We start from the raw sequence: 19331 nt of genomic DNA, 5'->3' as shown, positions 1-19331 counted from the left end.
CAAAAATACATTATATAGACGAACTAGATCACTTCGATCTCAATATTGCTGATTTGAAAAGCGCTCTTGGGACTTATGCAAAATACTCACATATATATCGGTTTTGAGGATGGTAAATGTTTGAATTCGGATATGTCATTTTAGAAATTCTAACTAAATGGAGCAATGAAGAGTATCCAGCAGGATGGGCAAGCAGTAATGAGTAAAGGTGGCCTTTATCCCACTTTCAGCCATTTGCTGCAAACGGATCGCTTCCTATATCTTAAAATATACATACATATTCGGAGGATGCCATGACTAGTAAATCTGCTACAAAAAATGAAACGGGCCGATCGCTCCCCCTCCCGGGTCCACAAGTGAAAGGCACCGTTTTTGCGATACTGATTGCGATCAGTTTCGTCCATCTGTTCAATGACTCGATTCAATCGGTCATTCCAGCGATCTTTCCGATCTTAAAGGAATCTATGAGCCTGAACTACACGCAAATCGGCTGGATTTCATTCGCGATCAATTTTACAGCTTCAATCATGCAGCCTGTGATTGGCTTGTTTTCAGACAAACGGCCTACGCCCGCTATCCTTCCCATCGGCATGGGCTTTACGCTGACTGGCATGCTGTTGCTCGCCTATGCTGCCGATTATAAAGCGGTGCTGATCGCAGTCATTTTTGTGGGTCTGGGCTCGGCTGCCTTTCACCCTGAAGGCTCGCGCGTATCCCATATGGCGGCCGGGCCGCGTCGGGGATTGGCACAATCCATTTTTCAAGTTGGCGGCAATGCGGGCCAATCGCTGGCGCCGATGCTCACGAGCTGGATTTTTATTCCCTTAGGACAATTTGGCGCGATCTGGTTCACAGGTATTGCGGCAGCGGGAATTGTGGTGCAATCGTTCATCGCCCGCTGGTACGGTAACGTCCTACGTACAGAAGGCATTGCACGCAAAAAAGCGGTGGCACGCCGCATGAAGCCCGAAGTGCGTAACCGCGTTATGTTTGCCATGATTGTCCTCATTCTACTGGTATTCGTCCGTTCGTGGTACTCGACCTCGGTCGGAAGCTACTATTCGTTTTACCTGATGGAAGTATTTAAAATGCCATTGGCTGATGCACAGCTTTACATTTTCCTGTTCCTCGGGGCTGGAGCGCTGGGCACCTTCTTTGGCGGTCCGCTCGCGGACCGTTTTGGTAAACGCAACATGATTTTTCTGTCCATGGTATTAGCTGCACCACTCGCACTGGCACTACCTTATGCCAACCAATTCTGGACGGCAATCCTGCTGGCAATTATCGGATTTATTATGCTGTCTAGCTTTTCGGTCACAGTCGTATATGCACAGATGCTCGTGCCCGGCAAAATCGGGACCGTGTCCGGTCTCATTACGGGCCTCGCTTTTGGCCTTGGGGGTGTGGGAGCACTCGTGCTCGGCAACTGGATCGACAAGGTAGGCATCACTCACATCATGTTCCTGTGCGGCTTTTTGCCACTGCTCGGCATCTTAACCTTCCTGCTTCCTACAGATAAAACCCTGAACCGTTGGGCGGAAGAAAATGGAGCCGAAGTGTAACAGGCAAACGTGTGGCGGCCATTTTGGCCGCTGCACACCTTTATACCCAACTAACGTAACTCCTCACTCTCTACTTCTGCCAAACGCATTAAAATCCGACGCTTCCGATACAGCATTTTCCCTGCTTCAGCTACGTCACTAATAGCGCTTCGGTTCGCAATGGAGCCAAACAAAATACCCGCAATCGGGACCATTTGAAGCAGCTTTTTCCATCCAAACTGGTCACGATAAGTGTTAATGACCTCTCTCCATCCCTGCATCTGGGAAAAAACCTGTGCCTGACGTGAAGGATCATCGAACAAAGCCAGCTCCTCTAAAACAGCCTTTTTACCCACAATATCAGATGAAGCAAATTGCATACATTTAATAATAAAAATGCGTTCCTGCTTATCATGGGGATTAAAGCCATAACACAAGGCTATTTCCTGAAGCACTTTGAGTGACAAGCCGAGCAAAAGAGGAATATCCGCCGCAATCGTAAACACACCGCCAATTCCCGTTGTTGCTCCCTGAGCGGTAGCAAAGGTAATACGAGCCGACGTCATATCGTCAGCAGTCCGATCCATGATTGTTAGCGGGAGCTCAGCCGCCTGCTTCAACTCCCACCTAGGTTCGGCACTATGTTCCGAATCAGCGTTTTCCCCGGCACGAGGCAGGTCCTGCGTATCCGACACGGAATCTGCGCCATTTTGCTGAATTACATGTTCATGGGCCGTCTTTTTCAGCCTGTTCAGAACCGTTTCTTCCTTCACCAAATATTTGCCGCCGTTCTGAATGAAACTACCCATCTCATTAAGCACTTGCTCTAGCTTGTCTTTAATGATTTTGGGCGTCAGCCGATCCAGCAGCATAAAAGGCCATCTACCGATTTTTTCCCAGAAAAAAATGTCCTTCTGTTCCTTTTCCCATTTTTCAATATTCTTCAGCTCATGACGCAATACATCCTGGCTTTCCCGATATTCTGTAAGCTGCTTCATAACCGTAGACGTCTCCTTTTGACTATGCTAGTTTATGTATGGGTAATACGTAAGTAAGGCGAGTTCAGGTTTCTTTTTTTAGCAAACTAGATGATAAAGAAAGTTAAAAATCCATACAGATCGGAGTGTAATGATGAATAATCCCACATTCGCCTCACAGTCTTCTTCAACTGCTAATGTAGAGCTTGTCCCTTACCATTGTGAACATGATGCCATTTTACATACCTTCTACTTGCCTGAGGAGCAGAAGCAGTTTACTGGAATGCCGGATGAAATGCTGACACAGGCCAAGGAAGATCCGCACCGCCATCCTGTCGTGATTACGGCTACTAGAAGACCCGTTGGATTTTTCATTTTATACGATGGAGATGAATTAGCGGACTATACGAATACTTCTGAGGCACTGCTGCTGCGCGCGTTCTCTATTCATTACGCAGATCAGGGACAAGGATTCGCTAAGAAAGGGCTGCTTCTACTACCACAGTTCATCGCCAGACACTTCCCACATATTCGTGAGATTGTACTGTGCGTCAATGCCCGTAATCTATCTGCCCAAAGTCTGTATCGCAAATGCGGCTTTATCGATGAAGGCAACACTAAAATGGGACAACACGGATTGCAGCATATTTTTAAAATGAGCCTATAACGTTGACCTCATAGCCCTCGCCCAAATAAAAAAGCTTTCGGCACAAACGCCGAAAGCTTTTATCGTTAAATCTCACCAATGGAAAAACTCAATTTGTAATTACCAAACTTCGTAAGCTCATCCAGCATGGTATTTAACTCTGCCTGTGATGACATGCGCAAGCGCATCCAATAACAGCCTTCCCCACTCACTCGATGGATTTCGACAATATAGGGATGCTCCCGTGCAAAAGCCTGGAAAGCACTGTGAGTTGTTCCTGAATTCAAAAAAACCGTAATAAAGGCATGAATCGTCTGTCCAATTTTCTCAGGGTTCCAGCGCAGCGTATAGCCCTCGATAATGCCCGCATCCTGCATTTTTCGAACACGCGCTCCTACTGCTTGGCCCGTCAAGTGAACAAGCTGACCGATCTCCTTGTGCGATAAAGAGCTGTCTTCAATTAAATGATGAAGAATGCGCAGATCGGTGTCATCAGGTACGAATAGTTCCATAGTTATTTTTCCTTTCATGATGAAACGATAATGCTGGTTTTCCTTTCAGCAGGCCGTAGCCTGTAGCTCCTTGCGTCAGATATGATTGTAACAGAAACAAAGAACCACCGAAAATACACTCGGTCCAAAAACATTCACTACCAAAGGAGCTTCCATAGATGAACATCACACTAATCCGCAACGCAACCTTATGGATCGAATACGCTGGAGTAAAATTTCTGATTGATCCGATGTTGAGTGATGCTGGCGCAAATCCGTCGGTTCCCAATACGGAAAATGCCCGCCGTAATCCGCTGGTTCCCTTGCCGCCGCAATGGCAGGCACTCGGACAGCCTGATGTTGTGATCGTCACACATTTGCATCCCGATCATTGGGACCCGGCAGCAGTACGCTGGTTGGACAAACAACTTCCCGTCTTCTGCCAGCCCGGAAATGAAGAACAAATTACTGCTGACGGTTTTACACAGGTTACTCCGATTTCGGTGGCTGGCTCCGTGGGAGAAATTGAGATCATCCGTACTACCGGGCATCACGGCACCGGAGAAATCGGGGAACAGATGGGACCCGTATCCGGCTTTGTGTTTCAGGCACCAGGTGAACCTGTCGTCTATTTGGCCGGGGATACGATCTGGTGCAGTGAAGTCGCGGAGACACTGGATAAATACCGCCCTGACTGGACGATCGTGAACGCTGGAGGAGCTCGATTTACGGTGGGTGATCCCATTATTATGAATGCCCAGGATGTAACGGCTGTTGCGCAGCATGCCTCTTACACACAAATCGTGGCTGTCCATATGGAAGCAATCAACCATTGTTTACTAACTCGCTCCGAGCTTACGGAACACATCAACCGTGAAGGTTTGGAGGGACGTGTCCATATTCCAGCAGATGGAGCGACGATTTCGGCATAAGGCGATAATCCCGAGTCACCGCTTGCGCCCATTTTGAATATATTGGATTTCAAAACGCCTAAAGAAGGGATTATCAATGAATTGGCAATATCCTTATTATGGTACAGAAACCCAATGTAAAGAAGTTCCGATAGCTTTTCCTCCCCAGTATCAGTATAGACAGCCGGGGTTGGAATACCTGATGGTTCCACGCCCTATTTATGATAATCCAAAGTATATCGGCACCGGAAAGCTTCTGGATCGGGTGGCTATTATTAGCGGCGGAGACAGCGGTATTGGTCGTGCGGTTGCTGTGGCTTTTGCCAAAGAAGGGGCCGATGTGGTCATTGCCTATCTCGATGAGCATCGAGATGCTATGGAAACCCGTGATGTCATTCATAAGCTCGGCAGACGTTGTTTGTTAATTCCAGGCGATCTAAGGCTAAAAAGCAACTGCTGTCTGGTTGTTCAAAAAACGATGGAAACCTTCGGTCGGATTGACATTCTGATTAACAACCTGGGTGTTCAGTTTGTGCGCGAATCGTATCTGGATATCAGCGAACAGCAGCTTCGTGATACGTTTGATACGAATATTATTTCCTTCTTCCATATGACTACAGAAGCCTTGCCGTATATGCGGGCTGGGGCCAGCATCGTCAATACGGCATCGGTTACAGCCTATGTTGGTCAAAAAAATCTGATCGACTATTCAGCTACCAAAGGAGCCATTGTCAGCTTCACCCGCGCTCTGGCTAATAATCTGGTCGATCAGTGCATCCGCGTGAACGCCATTGCTCCCGGCCCGATCTGGACTCCGCTGAATGCCGTGACACAGTCGCCCGAAGCGATCCGCACCTTTGGCACCAATACGCCGATGAAGCGTGCCGGGCAGCCTTATGAATTGGCCCCCGCCTATGTGCTGCTGGCTTCGGATGATGGTTCCTACATTACAGGGCAAACGCTGCATGTCAATGGCGGACAAATGGTGACGGATTAGTTGCGTTGGCTGACAAGACCTAACAAACAAGACACCTCCAACATCCACATTTTAAGTGGGACTGGAGGTGTCTTGTTTTACGATATCGAATCTGAGCTTAAGCCGATCTTTTGTTTTTGTTGTAAATATCGAAGGCAACTGCCAGCAGAAGTACTAAGCCCTTGATGCCTTGCTGCCAGTCAATACCCAGACCAATCAGAGACATACCGTTATTCAGTACGCCCATGACCAAACCGCCGATAATGGCTCCAAAAACGGTTCCGATCCCGCCGGATGCCGAAGCACCGCCGATAAAGCAAGCCGCGATGGCATCCAGCTCAAAGTTCGTACCTGCTCTCGGCGTAGCCGCGTTCAGACGTGCAGCAAAGATCAGACCGGAAATGGCGGCCAGCACGCCCATATTGACGAATACCCAGAACGTTACTTTTTTCGTTTTGACACCGGACAGACCCGCTGCCTTTTCATTTCCACCCAACGCATACACATGACGGCCCATAATCGTGCGGTTCATGACGAAGGAGTATACAACGATCAGTATGAACAGCAGCACGAGAATGTTAGGTATCCCCGCGTAGCTCGCGAGCATGAAGGTGAACAAATTGATGACAGCAGCTACCACAATCAACTTGAGTACAAATAACGTTTGTGACGGAACCTCAAATCCATATTTAAGCTGAGAACGGCGTTCGCGAAGTTCGTTCACGATAAACCATACCGTGAGTGCAATACCGACAATGATGGATACCAGGTTATAACCGGTAGATGAAAAATCCGGCAGGAAGCCTGAACTGATTTTCTGGAATCCCCCCGGAAATGGAGAGATCGATTGGCCTTCGAGCACGATCATGGTCAATCCGCGAAAGAGCAGCATTCCCGCCAATGTAACGATAAATGCCGGAATCCGTACATAAGCGACCCAGAACCCTTGCCATGCGCCGATTAACGCCCCGACCAGCAAAGATGCAATCACAGCGATCCATGCTGGAAGCTGCCAGTCGACCATCATTATGGCGGCAACCGCACCGACAAAAGCGGCTATGGAGCCGACGGACAAATCTATATGCCCAGTGATGATAACCAGCACCATCCCGATGGCCAGCACGAGAATGTAGCTGTTTTGCAGAATCAGATTGGTAATATTAATCGGCTTCAACAGCAGGCCGCCCGTCAGCACCTCGAACAAAATCATAATGACGACCAGCGCAATCATCATGCCATATTGGCGAATGTTATTTTTAAATAGTTTAGTTATGGTTTCCATGCTTCACGCCTCCTGACTTGGTCATATATCTCATCAACGTTTCCTGCGACGCGTCCTCACGGCTAACCTCTCCAGTGATCCGCCCAGCATTCATGACATAAATCCGGTCACACAAGCCTAGTACCTCTGGCAGCTCGGACGAAATGACCAGCACTCCCTTGCCTTCAGCGGCAAGTCGATGAATAATCGTGTAAATTTCATATTTGGCGCCCACATCAATGCCGCGTGTCGGTTCATCCAGAATCAGAATATCCGGCCCGGCAAAAATCCATTTGCTCAGCACCACCTTCTGCTGATTGCCGCCACTCAGATTACCCGTTTTCTGTAAAATGCTCGGCGCTTTGATGTTCATGCTTTTTTTCATTTCCTCTGCAACGACGACTTCCTCCTGCTCATTGACGACAGCGCCCTTCGTCAGCTTGTTCAGGCCGGTCAACGAAATATTACGCTTGATATCATCCATTAGAATGAGGCCATACTCCTTGCGATCCTCCGTTACATAGGCAAAGCCGTTGTTGATCGCGTCCGTAACCGTGTTGTTCTGGATCGGCTTGCCGTCTTTAATCAGCTGACCGGAAATGTTGCGTCCGTACGACTTGCCAAAAATGCTCATCGCCAGCTCGGTCCGTCCCGCCCCCATCAGCCCGGCAATACCGACAATTTCACCGCAACGAATGTTCAAATTCACCTGATCCAGCACCTTGCGGTCTGCATGATGCTCGTGATACACCGTCCAATCCTTCACTTCCAAAACGACTTTGCCAATCTCGGCATGACGCTCTGGATAACGGCTGGTCAGATCACGTCCAACCATCCCGCTAATGATCCGATCCTCCGTGACCTCATCCTTTTTCATATCCAGTGTCTCAATCGTCTTCCCATCCCGCAAAATCGTAATTGAATCCGACACCTTTGCGACTTCATTCAGCTTGTGGGAGATGAGAATGCAGGAAATGCCCTGCTTTTTAAATTCCAGCATCAAATTAAGCAGATTTTCACTATCATCCTCATTCAACGCTGCTGTCGGTTCATCGAGAATAAGCAGCTTCACCTTTTTAGAGAGCGCTTTCGCAATTTCGACCAGTTGTTGCTTCCCGACCCCGATGTTCGTAACTAATGTATTGGGATTCTCACTCAAACCGACCTTGGACAGCAGATCGCGTGTACCCACAAAAGTCTCTTTCCAATCAATCACACCGCCACTGGCGCGTTCGTTGCCCAGATAAATATTTTCAGCAATCGAGAGATACGGAATCAGCGCCAGCTCCTGATGGATAATGACAATGCCCAATTCCTCGCTCTGCTTGATATCCTTGAACTCACACGTTTTGCCCTGGAAAACAATATCCCCTTCATAGGTTCCATGCGGATATACACCGCTTAGTACCTTCATCAGCGTCGATTTGCCCGCACCGTTCTCACCGCACAGGGAATGGATTTCGCCTTCCTTGACCTTGAGATTTACATTTTCCAATGCCTTCACGCCGGGAAAGGTTTTGGTAATTCCCTTCATTTCCAAAATGATTCCAGTCATGGGATACGCTCCTTTCGGTTGGATTCTTACTCTTATTTCAGTCCGATTTGCTCTTTGGTGTAATAGTGACTGCCGACAATATCCTTTTCCACATTCGTCCGATCCACCGAGATTGGATCAAGCAAGTAGGCAGGAATGACCTTTTTACCGTTGTTATAGGATTTAACATCATTCACTTCCGCTTGCTTGCCCTGTAAAATGCTGTTGGCCATCACGACCGTTTGCTCAGCCAGCTTGCGGGTATCCTTAAATATAGTTTGGGTCTGCTCTCCAGCCACAATGGATTTGATCGAAGCCAGCTCCGCATCCTGTCCGGTAATGATCGGCAGCGGCTTGTTCGCTGTTCCGTATCCGACCCCTTTGAGGGATGAAATGATACCGATGCTAATGCCATCATACGGGGAGAGTACCGCATCCAGATTGGCCCCTGAATAGTAGGCACTCAGCAGATTGTCCATCCGCGACTGGGCCAATGCTCCATCCCACCGCAGTGTAGCGATCTGCGCCATCGTCATCTGCTTGCTGCGCACGACCAGTTTGCCGGAATCAATATAAGGTTTCAGTACGGACATCGCACCATTAAAGAAGAAATAGGCGTTATTATCATCCGGTGAACCACCGAACAGCTCGATATTGAAAGGTCCTCTACCTTCCTTGAGTCCCAACTTTTTCTCAATATACGCTGCCTGTAGCACGCCCACCTTAAAGTTATCGAAGGTCGCATAATACGTCAGATAAGGTGTGTTGCGAATCAGACGGTCGTAAGAAATGACCTGAATGCCTCGGTCGTGTGCCTTCTGAATTACATCCGTCAGCGTGTTTCCGTCGACCGAAGCGATCACCATAACATTGACGCCCTTGGTGATCATATTTTCGATTTGGGAGATTTGGTTTTCCACCACGTCCTCGGCGTACTGTAAATCCGTTTTATAGCCTTGCTCCTGAAACAACCGGACCATATTCTCTCCGTCCCCTACCCAACGCTCGGACGATTTGGTCGGCATGGAAATGCCCACATAGCCTTTTTCCTTGCTACCCGTTCCACTCTCCGCCAAATTACAGGCCGAAAGCATCAGGGCCAAAACCAGAAGCCATACGACAACAGCTCCTTTTTTCATATGAAGTTCCCCTTTCCTCATGTGATGCAGGTCATTTGAAGGTAAGTGCTGATTAGAGTTGAAATTAGATAGCGCTTACATAAGTGAGGCAACGAGTACCTCTCCTTTTTTTATGTGCAAACACATGGTATCATTCCAGGCCGGGAAAGGTCTTTGCTGGTTTTGAACTTTTTTTATAAAATTTTAACCTTTGTGTGAGAGGCAGAAGTTGGAGGAGATAAAATGAAACTCATTGACTAAGTAATATGGCTTGTAAATAAATTAAAACAACTTCCACTTTATAATTTTTCGCTATACGGGACGCTTAAAAACAGAAAAAAAAGGGTAGCTCCAGTTTACCAAGCTGCCCTTTTGAATGTGCATATCATTGAAATATTTTCACAGTTAACTCTTACCTTCATCTACATCAATTAAAAACACCCGCTCCTGGAATCCGCCTCGTGTCTCGGCTTTGTCTGCCCGCAGCTTGTCCAGCTCCGCTGCATTCGCCCCATGTACTTCTGCCAGCGCTCGGATGACTTCCAGCATATCCGCCAGCTCTTCCAGCGCATCCTGATCTTTGTCCGCTTCAAAATATTCCTCAGCCTCTTCACGAAGCTTGGTTCGCAGTTCCTGCTTGTATTCCTCTGGGTCCAAAATGCGTGTCCGACATTCCTTACCTTGAGACATAACGATATGCGGAATCCGATCCCGCACCAGTTTGTTGTATGTAGGCATGAAATAACACCCTTTCTGTTTATAGAACTTTAAGCCTTACCCAACATCTTCCTTTTCGTCATTATTTCGTTGGCTCAAAAAGCATCGGGGATTATTGATAAAAGATCTAACGATTCATTAAATGGATTTTCTTTATAAATAGATGGATACCGCTTAGACGGATCAGCTACGATCCGCTGTGACAGAGACTCTAGAATAGAGTCCGTTTTATAAAGCAACTTGTCTACTTCCCCCAGCTTCATCGGCTCTTTAGATACATCATCTTCTCCCGAAACCAGATAATGTACCGTACCGATAAACAGCACCATATCTAAATTGGGCTCAGCCTCTGTGTGAATTAAAGGGAACAGGTCAGTCACGGATAAACGAATATACAATGGTATGATTTGGTTTCGATGAACATAAATGGCCTTAGCCATCGAAAACAGCGCTCGATCACAAAGAATGAGGCAGTTGTGAAACTGATGATGGTCGCGCATCATCTGTGCGAGCTTGATCTGGTATTCGGCAAGTTTTTGAAAATCCATCATGCAATTGAATATGTAGGTGTCGCTGTACTTAGGCAGTTTGAAATCGGAATCACTATGTAGTTGGGGACTTAAGGAGTAATGTTTCAAGGGGAATCAACTCCTGAATTAAAATTTCATAAACGAGGATTTTGCAAAAATCCCATAAGCGACTTCCAATGAACAAGATATAGATCGAAATGGTTTAGTTCGTCTATATCTTTGCACTTCGGAGCGACTGGTATCGAATTTTGCAAAATCCTGAAACAATGTGAGCAACATAGCACAATTATGTAACCATCAAGATGTATAATTTTCTAGCTACCGGACAAGCTTCCTAATAAATATTACTATATAGTAGTTTTTAATTCAATTTACTTACTAACACTTATTAATTAGATGTAACTCTTTCTCTACACTTCTAACTAGAGGATTTTGCAAAATCCAACAAGCGACTTCCAATAATAATATATAGGTCGTGATGATCTAGTTCGTCTATATATTGCACTTTGGAGCGATTGAAATCGATTTTGTAGAACCCTTACTATAGAGAGGTGTATTCATGTCAGAACTTTTGGAATTAGTCGGTACACGTATTCGAGATATTCGAAAGTCTAAAGGGCTTTCCCAAGAAGCTTTAGCCGAAAAAGCAGGATTCAATTCGAGTTATATTGGTTTCATTGAGCGTGCGGAGAGAAATATATCTTTGAAAAATCTGGAGAAAATAGCGAAGGCATTGAACGTGGGCGTCTATCAGTTGCTTACATATGTAAAGGACAATGATGAGCTTACCGAAGAAGATTCGAGTATAAAAACCATTTTGACTCTCCTAAGAACTCGTGAATCCAAAGATACTGAGCTGGCATTAAAGATTCTTACAGACATCTTTATAAGAATCGATGAACGATGAAACAAAAAAGGAACTGCGCTTTGCAGTTCCCCACCAATCCCTTACGACAACGCCAACATCGCTTTCATATCTTCCTCTGCTGTTGTAATCAGCTTCAAGCCAAACATCTCCACCAGCACATCCAGTACACCAGAAGAAATAAACTCAGGCGGCTTCGGTCCAATGCGAATATCCTGGATGCCAAGGCTGAACAAGCCCAGCAGGATGGCAACCGCTTTTTGCTCAAACCAGGACAGTACAATGCTGACAGGCAGCTCGTTCACCGTACAACCGAAAGCATCCGCTAATGCCAGAGCGATTTTCACAGTAGAACCCGAATTGTTGCATTGCCCCAAATCAATATAACGCGGAATGCCGGTATCTCCAACGGTGCCATAATCCACGTCATTAAAGCGGAATTTACCACAGGAAGTGGTCAGAATGACCGTATCATTCGGCAAGGATGTAGCTAGCTCGCGGTAATAGTTGCCGCCTTTGCCCGGTGCGTCGCAGCCTGCAATGACAAAGAAACGGCGGATATGCCCGTCTTTAACCGCCTGAATAATCTCAGGAGCCAGCCCGATAACCGTCTCATGATGATATCCTGTCGTAAGCACCTGCTCCGAATCTACATCTGCGGCTGGCAGGGCTAATGCACGCTCGATCAAGGGTGAAAAGTCGTCGTCCATGATCTTGGCTACTCCCTCCAGCCCGGCTACTTCATAAGAGAAGAAGCGGTCTGCATACGTACCTTTAATCGGCATAACACAGTTCGTCGTGGCGAGAATCGCACCCGGGAACTCCTCGAACAGTCTACGCTGATCGTACCAGGCTTTACCGATATTCCCTTTGAGATGTGCATATTTCTTCAATGCCGGATAACCGTGGGCAGGCAGCATTTCTGAGTGGGTATAGATGTTGATGCCTTTACCCTCCGTCTGCCGCAACAATTCCTCCAGCGCATACAAATTATGTCCAGTCACGACGATACATTGGCCTTCGATTTTATTCTGACTGACGGTAATCGGCTGCGGAATACCAAAACGATCCGTATGCGCACGATCCAGCACATCCATGATCCGTACAGCCGCATTTCCGACCTTCATCGCCATTTCCAAATGCTCTTGTACATTAAAGTTAGAATTGGTTAAGGTCATATATAACGCTTCGTGCGTGATCCGATCCACCTCAGGATCGCTATATCCCAACTGACGAGCATGTGTCGCATAGGCAGCGATCCCTTTTAATGCAAAAATCATCGTATCCTGCAAGCTCGCTACCGTCTCATCCTTCCCGCACACCCCAACTACTTTACACCCGCCACTCGGCGTCTGTTCACACTGATAACAAAACATATCGTTTTCCTCCAAATATTGATAGATATTTGTTCGTTATCCCCAGCGTAACAAACCCCTGAATGCGTAGGTGTGATTACACACACATTTTTTCTTACAGTTTATTATTAGACAGTGTGGGACTCATCCCCCATTTCAATCCTTCCTACTCCACCGTGTTTTCTTGAATTCCCCCGCCTTTACGGTACTGCACAGGGGACACGCCCATAGTCTTTTTAAAAGCGGTGCTAAAATAGTGCTGACTGTCGTAACCCGTACGTTCTGCTATATCATAGATAGACAACGTCGTGGAATCCAACAGCTGCACTGCTTTACGGATACGGGCACGCGTGACGAGGGTCACGAAGCTGTCGTTGAGCTCCTTTTTGAGCACGCGGCTGAGATATACGGCGGATACTTGTAGCCGCGAAGCAAGGGCTTCCAGCGTTAATTTCCGATCGGCGTAACCTTCCTGAATGAGCTGCCGGGCCCGACGTACGATGGGAGACAGCTGCGATTCGCCATACACTCGATCTCGACTCACCCGGTACGCGTCAATTGCACCTTCTAGTCCACCCGCGTTGGACTCCACATGCGTATGAACCGCTATATTCAGGTAACGTCCAATCGCCTGCTCCATGGAAGCGCCTATCGTCTCGGGTGCCTCCTGCCACAGGCATATGCCGATCAGTCCATTCGCATCGCGGAACAACACATGCGGTCGGTCCTCCAGCAGTTCGCCAATAATATTTTCAGCGGCAAAAAGAAACAACTGGCGGTCATTCTCACGCATAATCGTCTGCCGTGCCTCTGCCGCAGGCCACCGTACCACACCGATCTGAGCAGGCGGCCGCGATGGAAGCCGTAAAAACGCCAACTGCTCCATGATGTCTTTTCCCGTGTGTTGCCCTTCCATCCATTCCAGGCAAAAACGCTGGCGCAGCAGCGGAATATTCCGTTCAATCTGTCCGGCGGCTTGTTCTACATAGGCGGCACGCTTGTGCTCTTCGTCCATTCGCTGACGAAGCCGCAACAGTGCAGCATGAAGCTGATCCGCATTTACCGGCTTCAAAATATAATCCTCTACGCCAAGTCGGACAGCCTCCTGCGCATAAGCAAATTCATCATGCCCGGAAATGATCAGACAGCGGCATTCCGGATGATCTTCCCGCAGCCGCCGAATCAGTTCAATGCCGTCCATGAACGGCATATTCATATCAACCAGCACGATGTCGATATGAAGCTGACCCACCAGCTCCAGCGCTTCTTCTCCGTCCTCCGCCTCTGCTGCCACCTCCATGCCTAGTGCCGCCCAATCTATGCAATCTCGTATCCCCTCACGAATGATCGGCTCATCATCTGCGATCAATACTTGGTAACGTTTTGCTGGGCCTATGGTCACTTCTGTTATGGCCTGGTCAATCAGACTCGCCGTTATCGAGTTGTGTGTGGCCTTTGATTTCGTCATCCTGACCCTCTCCTTTTTCATAAGGCTTCTTCAGTTGCGCCATATCCAGCAGCAACGGATGAGTAATCGTCACGCAGGTACCTGTCCCTTCTTTGCTCTCCAGTACAATTCCATATTCCTCGCCAAAAGATAACCGGATACGCGCTTGTACATTCAGCATGCCATAGCTTCTGCCATGGGTACTAACTCCCTTTTGCTTCTGCTTTACTTCCATCGCCTCCAGGGGTATTTCCAGCCATTCACGCAATTCACGCAGACGGTCCGCCGTCATTCCTGCGCCATCGTCACGTACCGTCAGCAGCAGCTTGTCATCCTCAGCTTTAGCTTCTATCCAAATCGTGCCTGGACCACGTCTGGCCTTGATGCCGTGATAAATCGCGTTTTCCACTACAGGCTGAAGCATTAACTTCAACACGAACAGATCCTTTAGCTCGTCAGGTAGATTCAATTCCCAGCGAAGTCGGTCACGATAGCGGGTTTGCTGGATTTGCATATAGCTAGATATATGCTCAATCTCGGAGCGCAGTGGAATAAAGTCATCCCCCTTGCTCAGCCCGAGACGGAACAATCTCGATAGCGCTCCCACCATATCGGACACGTCGTCTGCTCCATTTTTTCGGGCCATCCAATGAATCGTATCTAGCGTATTGTATAGAAAATGGGGCTTAATATGCTCCTGAAGGCTGCGCAGCTCGGCATCCCGTTTTTGCCGTTCCCTCAGTTCGCTAAGTGACATGAGACGGCGAATTTGCTCCAGCATTCGGTTAAAGCTCCGCCCCAGCATTCCAACTTCATCCCCACGGTCACTCCATTGGCGAACTGTAAGATCCCCTGTCTCTGCCGTCCGCATATAGGACATCAGCCGGAAAATCGGCTGCGCAATGGAACTCGACAATCGCAAGGATGCCGTTAAGCCAAATAGACATACAATGAAAACAAAACAGATGACATAGAACTGAATTTGCCGCACTTCCAGTGTAGATTCGCGTGCCGGGAATACCCCCACTGTTCTCCAGCCCGTGAATTCGGAAGCCCTGAACATGAACAGCAATTCCCTGCCCCCAGCTTCACGGGTAAACATCCCGCTGTCACCTGCCCCGAACCATTGCGGCGGGATACGCTCAATCAAAGGCATATCCGGCCTGTACACGCTGCGCCCCTCAGCATCTGTCACCATTAAATACCCGCTTTTGCCCAGGGTTACATCTCTGGCAGCCTGCGATACAGCCCGCAGCTTGAGGTCAATCATAATCGCGCCTAGCACGCGTCCGGTTTCCGGATCTGTAACCGAGCGAACGACGGAGACAATTTCACTGTCCTTGTACTGGACATGAGTGGTCACATTACGGTGACTCGGCTGTCCTAGCACAGTGAATATGCCTGCATGCTGCGCCGCCTGTTGGTACCAGCCTTCTTCCGTCAGGCTACGCGTGCTTCGAGCGTACATTTCGTTGCTGATATAGTCGCCTTTTTCGTTCACGATCAGAATCCCTGCAATTTCAGGATATAACGTGGTATAGCCCTGCAAAAATTGCTTCATTTTATACAGCGTATCCTGCTCCTGTACAGAACTTAATGCCTGCTTGGAAGTGAGAGTCTGGTTTTCCGGCGTTACGATACTCGCATGACCCGCGTGGCCGTCAGCCAGCGTCTTCCCTTTCCAGAACTCCCCGATATCGGGGTTAAAAGCAATCAGATACGTCATGTTTTGCAAATTTTCCATTTTGGTATCCAGCGCTTCGTTCACCTTGCCAATCAACTGCATCGTATGATCTTCCACCTGCCGCTCAATAATCCGTTCCACCGTCCAATTGACCAGTAGACCTAATCCCAGCGAAGGCACAATGCCAAACAACAAGAACAGCAGCATGAGCTGATAACGTAAAGGCATATTGCGCAAGCGTAACCGCGGTATCGTTTGGCGCACCCCTAATTGGATACGCTCCCAAAATTTATTTCGCATAATAATCATCTACATTTGCCCGGGTGACTACGGAAATCCCAGTATCTACCCGCACGGGCAACGGAGTGTTGTCTCCAGAGGAAGAAGGGGCAGGAATCGTTAAACGATGATGCAGATGGAACAAATATTGAAGCGACCAATAACCCATATTCCATGTTCCCTGGGCAATCGTTGCCGAGATTGTCCCACCACGAATCATATCCAGTGTCGCTTTATTCGTATCAAAAGAAATGATTTTCAGCGGATGGCTGTTTTTTTGACTCAGTACCGCTTCACCCACACCTGTTCCTCCCGTTGCATCGGTCACAAAAATGCCCGCCAGTTTCGGATAAGCTTTCATCAGCCTTTGCGACTCATCCCGGGAGACCATCGCGTCTGCGCGGCCATCTGCGACTTCCACCACCTTCATCGCAGGATACTGCCGTTGAATGGTATCGCGAAAGCCACGCGAGCGTTCCTCATGATTTTGCTGTCCAGGCAGCGTCAGAACAGCGACCTGACCTTCTCGTCCCAACAGCTCTGCCATTTTATCCGCAGCGGTCACGCCCGCCTTATAATTATCCGTGCCCAAAAAGGAATACGCCCGGCTCCCCGGCGCTTCGGCATCAAACAATACCACAGGAATGCCCGCATCCAGCGCCTTATTAATCACCGGAATCAGGGAGTGAGGATCAATCGCTGATATGGCAATCCCTGCGGGTTTACGAGCAATCGCCTGCTCAATAACAGTTGTCTGCTCCTGCGCATCATAACGGGTAGCTCCCCGATACTCCACAGTCACCCCCAAAGCATCACCCGCATCCTCGAAGCCCTTGAGCCCGCTTTTCCAATACTCCAAACCGGACTGGAACGTAATCATTATATAGGTCTCTCCGATACTGCCTCGCAGCCCTTTATCCTCCCAAGTGCCATTCAACGGGCCAGATTGTTCATACCTGAACACATAGAGAGCAAAGGCCGCAATCAACAGCATATATACCAGCAGCGTTTTTTTCATCCTTCCTCTCCTCTTCCTGTGTGTATCCTTAAGTTATAAATTCACTTTAATTTATTCTGGTTTTACTTAGATTGTAAACGCAATCATATTAAATTGGAACTACTTCACTCTTCTTACTTTCAGGTGGCGTTAATCCTGCACTAATGTTTCTACGTTACAATACCTACAATTGTGCTAGGAAAAACATGTGCATATCTTGCGGAAAAGGAGTGATATGGATGAGCAAGCCGCGTATCGCGGAGTGGACAGAACTACGGGGCCTTGCCTACCTCGCTGTCGTGCTTCAGCATTGCATTGGCGAATATATTTATCGCAGCGACATCCAACAGCCAGATTCTGTTATGCTCGCGATGCTGTATCATTTGACACGTTTTGGCACACCGACGTTCGTTTTCCTGTCTGCGGCGCTGCTTTTTTATAACGGCAACAAACCGATTGGCTATCCTCGCTATATTGGCAGGCGGTTTCGAGATATTTATGTTCCTTTCCTTTGCTGGACTGTTATTTATTGGGTGTGTACTCAAAACTGGTCAACGGCGCAGTGGGGATATATTTACTTTTATAAAGGTATGTTCGAGGAAATGATCATCCCCGTCAGCGGATATCATCTATGGTTTGTAGTGATGATCTTTCAGTTTTATATTTTGTTTCCTTTATTTTCAAAAGCAACCGGGAAGGTTCAAGCGTTTCTACGTCGTTACAGCACGAAAAGACGCAAACAGCTTGTTTTGGCTATTATGCTGATTGCCGCTACGGCTTATGCTTTGCTGTTACAATGGTCCTACTATGACATGTCTGCATGGAGCACTGGGTTGCCGTCCTTTTGGCAGACTCTGCTGGATTATCGCACCTATAACTTTGTCATGTACTTTTTCTATTTTATGCTGGGCGCAGTATGTGCTTACATGACAGACACCTGGCGTGGACTGGCCAAGCAGACGTTGCCGTGGAATGTATTTGTGTTTATTGGTTTGTTCATGCTCATGGGTCACACGATGCTGATCCAATCGGGCGATACGATCAATCTTAATATTTCCACCTATTTGAAGCCAAGTACCTTTGTGCTCATTGTCTCGCAGCTGCTTTTATTGTACGGACTGCTGCTCCATTTGCAAAAAGACCAGCGATCCGAGCCGTTTCGCCGTATGTTGAACTGGATCGGGCGTTATTCTTTTGGAGGATATCTGGCCCATGCGCTCGTGCTGGCCTTCATATCCTACTACACCCGCTCGCTTGCACTGGGCGATCATCATTTTACAGCTACGCTCATTACGTTTATCGTCGTGGCAAGTGTTTCTCTGGGCATCAGCTGGCTCTTTGCCCATCTGCCCGGCGGCAACTGGATTGTTGGCTCCAAAGGCAGACAGCGATTGAACTGGCACTCGTTTCGTTTCCAGTTCCTTTCCTCCAAACGCGCTTCCAAAAGCACGCAGGAGCTTGGCTAATCTTATGCGTCTGTTTTTCAGCATGGGGTTATGATTCCAATGAACTTTGGCAGGGCTCGCTTATTGAGCTCTGCTTTTCTGTGCCTTAGTATGCCGTCCCCTCAAAAAGATGATTAACATTTTATGACATGAATATGTATTTTATTTTAAAATAAGTCATTATATAGAATAATAAACGTTACGCGGGAGAAGTCATAGTTTTGCATAACAAAGAAGGGAGAGGATGGACTGAACATAATATCGTCGTTGTTAATGATCTAGCCCTAAACATAGTGAGGTAGCTTCTTGGTCTGAAACATACGGTTGTACTGATTAATCAGTTCATCCAAAAGCATAGACTGCTCAAGTACACAAGCATGTCCGAAGCCATACTCTTCGTAAAGATCATGCAAATGTTGTCTGGCGTGTTCCATCTGTTGAATTAACGTTACCGTTTCATACCTGTTCATCCTGCATACCTCCTAATGAATCTCATTTTAAGGAGGGATGTACAAATACGTCATGATCTTTTTTGAACTAAAAAATTACAAAATAAT

General features: G+C 47.6%; 18 protein-coding genes. 6 read left to right on the top strand and 12 right to left on the bottom strand.

Features of this window, described 5'->3' with window-relative positions:
* Positions 1-293: 293 nt before the first annotated feature.
* Positions 294-1562: an MFS transporter gene (locus ACWGXJ_RS05985; protein WP_452566392.1), complete on the top strand. Its 1269-nt coding sequence runs from the start codon at positions 294-296 to the stop codon at positions 1560-1562.
* A 50-nt stretch (positions 1563-1612) separates the two neighbouring features.
* Here ACWGXJ_RS05985 and ACWGXJ_RS05980 read toward each other — a convergent pair whose 3' ends face one another.
* A complete protein-coding gene (locus ACWGXJ_RS05980; RefSeq protein WP_452566391.1) occupies positions 1613-2539 on the bottom strand; it encodes an EcsC family protein in 927 nt (308 codons plus the stop codon).
* 133 nt (positions 2540-2672) lie between these two features.
* On the opposite strand from ACWGXJ_RS05980, the gene ACWGXJ_RS05975 reads away from it, so the two are divergent.
* On the top strand, positions 2673-3185 hold the full coding sequence (locus tag ACWGXJ_RS05975; protein WP_452567871.1) for a GNAT family N-acetyltransferase: 513 nt from the start codon (positions 2673-2675) through the stop codon (positions 3183-3185).
* 65 nt (positions 3186-3250) lie between these two features.
* Here ACWGXJ_RS05975 and ACWGXJ_RS05970 read toward each other — a convergent pair whose 3' ends face one another.
* Positions 3251-3676 (bottom strand): Lrp/AsnC family transcriptional regulator, encoded by a 426-nt coding sequence (locus tag ACWGXJ_RS05970; protein WP_025720601.1) that lies wholly within the window; start codon positions 3674-3676, stop codon positions 3251-3253.
* A gap of 158 nt (positions 3677-3834) precedes the next feature.
* On the opposite strand from ACWGXJ_RS05970, the gene ACWGXJ_RS05965 reads away from it, so the two are divergent.
* Positions 3835-4587, top strand: coding sequence for an MBL fold metallo-hydrolase (locus tag ACWGXJ_RS05965; protein WP_452566390.1), 753 nt, complete (start codon positions 3835-3837; stop codon positions 4585-4587).
* Positions 4588-4663: 76 nt separating this feature from the next.
* Entirely contained in the window at positions 4664-5563 is a 900-nt protein-coding gene (locus ACWGXJ_RS05960) for an SDR family oxidoreductase (protein WP_452566389.1), read from the top strand.
* Between the two features lie 97 nt (positions 5564-5660).
* On the opposite strand, the gene mmsB is transcribed toward ACWGXJ_RS05960, so the two are convergent.
* From mmsB to ACWGXJ_RS05935, 5 genes are all read right to left on the bottom strand, one after another.
* Positions 5661-6824: a multiple monosaccharide ABC transporter permease gene (mmsB, locus tag ACWGXJ_RS05955; protein WP_023987351.1), complete on the bottom strand. Its 1164-nt coding sequence runs from the start codon at positions 6822-6824 to the stop codon at positions 5661-5663.
* The gene (mmsA, locus tag ACWGXJ_RS05950) at positions 6808-8358 is read right to left on the bottom strand and encodes a multiple monosaccharide ABC transporter ATP-binding protein (RefSeq protein WP_322173364.1); all 1551 of its coding nucleotides are present in this window, start codon (positions 8356-8358) and stop codon (positions 6808-6810) included. Before mmsA ends, mmsB begins: the two co-directional genes overlap by 17 nt.
* Positions 8359-8390: 32 nt before the next feature.
* Positions 8391-9476 (bottom strand): multiple monosaccharide ABC transporter substrate-binding protein, encoded by a 1086-nt coding sequence (gene chvE, locus ACWGXJ_RS05945; protein WP_452566388.1) that lies wholly within the window; start codon positions 9474-9476, stop codon positions 8391-8393.
* Positions 9477-9860: 384 nt separating this feature from the next.
* Positions 9861-10193 (bottom strand): nucleoside triphosphate pyrophosphohydrolase, encoded by a 333-nt coding sequence (locus tag ACWGXJ_RS05940; RefSeq protein WP_452566387.1) that lies wholly within the window; start codon positions 10191-10193, stop codon positions 9861-9863.
* Between the two features lie 74 nt (positions 10194-10267).
* Positions 10268-10810 carry a hypothetical protein gene (locus tag ACWGXJ_RS05935; protein WP_452566386.1) on the bottom strand — a complete coding sequence of 181 codons (543 nt, stop codon included), beginning with the start codon at positions 10808-10810 and terminating at the stop codon, positions 10268-10270.
* Between the two features lie 451 nt (positions 10811-11261).
* Between ACWGXJ_RS05935 and ACWGXJ_RS05930 the strand changes: the two genes are divergently transcribed.
* Positions 11262-11609 carry a helix-turn-helix domain-containing protein gene (locus ACWGXJ_RS05930; protein ID WP_023987345.1) on the top strand — a complete coding sequence of 116 codons (348 nt, stop codon included), beginning with the start codon at positions 11262-11264 and terminating at the stop codon, positions 11607-11609.
* 41 nt (positions 11610-11650) lie between these two features.
* Here the strand turns inward: ACWGXJ_RS05930 and hcp are convergent, their stop codons facing one another.
* The 4 genes from hcp to ACWGXJ_RS05910 form a co-directional block, all read right to left on the bottom strand.
* Positions 11651-12943, bottom strand: coding sequence for a hydroxylamine reductase (gene hcp, locus ACWGXJ_RS05925; RefSeq protein ID WP_061831199.1), 1293 nt, complete (start codon positions 12941-12943; stop codon positions 11651-11653).
* Positions 12944-13088: 145 nt separating this feature from the next.
* Positions 13089-14390, bottom strand: coding sequence for a response regulator (locus ACWGXJ_RS05920; protein ID WP_254350929.1), 1302 nt, complete (start codon positions 14388-14390; stop codon positions 13089-13091).
* Positions 14341-16362 carry a cache domain-containing sensor histidine kinase gene (locus ACWGXJ_RS05915; RefSeq protein WP_254326581.1) on the bottom strand — a complete coding sequence of 674 codons (2022 nt, stop codon included), beginning with the start codon at positions 16360-16362 and terminating at the stop codon, positions 14341-14343. Before ACWGXJ_RS05915 ends, ACWGXJ_RS05920 begins: the two co-directional genes overlap by 50 nt.
* Complete coding sequence (locus tag ACWGXJ_RS05910) at positions 16343-17350, bottom strand: substrate-binding domain-containing protein (protein ID WP_254350928.1); 1008 nt, start codon at positions 17348-17350, stop codon at positions 16343-16345. Before ACWGXJ_RS05910 ends, ACWGXJ_RS05915 begins: the two co-directional genes overlap by 20 nt.
* A 218-nt stretch (positions 17351-17568) precedes the next feature.
* Here ACWGXJ_RS05910 and ACWGXJ_RS05905 point away from each other — a divergent pair, with 218 nt between their 5' ends.
* Positions 17569-18795, top strand: a complete 1227-nt coding sequence (locus tag ACWGXJ_RS05905) for an acyltransferase (protein ID WP_452566385.1) — start codon at positions 17569-17571, stop codon at positions 18793-18795.
* A gap of 263 nt (positions 18796-19058) precedes the next feature.
* Here the strand turns inward: ACWGXJ_RS05905 and ACWGXJ_RS05900 are convergent, their stop codons facing one another.
* Positions 19059-19244: an aspartyl-phosphate phosphatase Spo0E family protein gene (locus tag ACWGXJ_RS05900; protein WP_025723187.1), complete on the bottom strand. Its 186-nt coding sequence runs from the start codon at positions 19242-19244 to the stop codon at positions 19059-19061.
* Positions 19245-19331: the final 87 nt, after the last annotated feature.

The organism is Paenibacillus sp. S33 (assembly GCF_053615415.1).
Note: the sequence above shows the minus strand (reverse complement) of the source record. Positions and strands in the feature narration are given on the sequence as shown.

Excerpts from the sequence above, each read along its gene's own strand:
- ACWGXJ_RS05985 (WP_452566392.1), top strand. The coding sequence starts at position 294 with ATGACTAGTAAATCTGCTACAAAAAATGAAACGGGCCGATCGCTCCCC.
- ACWGXJ_RS05980 (WP_452566391.1), bottom strand. The coding sequence starts at position 2,539 with ATGAAGCAGCTTACAGAATATCGGGAAAGCCAGGATGTATTGCGTCAT.
- ACWGXJ_RS05975 (WP_452567871.1), top strand. The coding sequence starts at position 2,673 with ATGAATAATCCCACATTCGCCTCACAGTCTTCTTCAACTGCTAATGTA.
- ACWGXJ_RS05970 (WP_025720601.1), bottom strand. The coding sequence starts at position 3,676 with ATGGAACTATTCGTACCTGATGACACCGATCTGCGCATTCTTCATCAT.
- ACWGXJ_RS05965 (WP_452566390.1), top strand. The coding sequence starts at position 3,835 with ATGAACATCACACTAATCCGCAACGCAACCTTATGGATCGAATACGCT.
- ACWGXJ_RS05960 (WP_452566389.1), top strand. The coding sequence starts at position 4,664 with ATGAATTGGCAATATCCTTATTATGGTACAGAAACCCAATGTAAAGAA.
- mmsB (WP_023987351.1), bottom strand. The coding sequence starts at position 6,824 with ATGGAAACCATAACTAAACTATTTAAAAATAACATTCGCCAATATGGC.
- mmsA (WP_322173364.1), bottom strand. The coding sequence starts at position 8,358 with ATGACTGGAATCATTTTGGAAATGAAGGGAATTACCAAAACCTTTCCC.
- chvE (WP_452566388.1), bottom strand. The coding sequence starts at position 9,476 with ATGAAAAAAGGAGCTGTTGTCGTATGGCTTCTGGTTTTGGCCCTGATG.
- ACWGXJ_RS05940 (WP_452566387.1), bottom strand. The coding sequence starts at position 10,193 with ATGCCTACATACAACAAACTGGTGCGGGATCGGATTCCGCATATCGTT.
- ACWGXJ_RS05930 (WP_023987345.1), top strand. The coding sequence starts at position 11,262 with ATGTCAGAACTTTTGGAATTAGTCGGTACACGTATTCGAGATATTCGA.
- hcp (WP_061831199.1), bottom strand. The coding sequence starts at position 12,943 with ATGTTTTGTTATCAGTGTGAACAGACGCCGAGTGGCGGGTGTAAAGTA.
- ACWGXJ_RS05920 (WP_254350929.1), bottom strand. The coding sequence starts at position 14,390 with ATGACGAAATCAAAGGCCACACACAACTCGATAACGGCGAGTCTGATT.
- ACWGXJ_RS05915 (WP_254326581.1), bottom strand. The coding sequence starts at position 16,362 with ATGATTATTATGCGAAATAAATTTTGGGAGCGTATCCAATTAGGGGTG.
- ACWGXJ_RS05910 (WP_254350928.1), bottom strand. The coding sequence starts at position 17,350 with ATGAAAAAAACGCTGCTGGTATATATGCTGTTGATTGCGGCCTTTGCT.
- ACWGXJ_RS05905 (WP_452566385.1), top strand. The coding sequence starts at position 17,569 with ATGAGCAAGCCGCGTATCGCGGAGTGGACAGAACTACGGGGCCTTGCC.
- ACWGXJ_RS05900 (WP_025723187.1), bottom strand. The coding sequence starts at position 19,244 with ATGAACAGGTATGAAACGGTAACGTTAATTCAACAGATGGAACACGCC.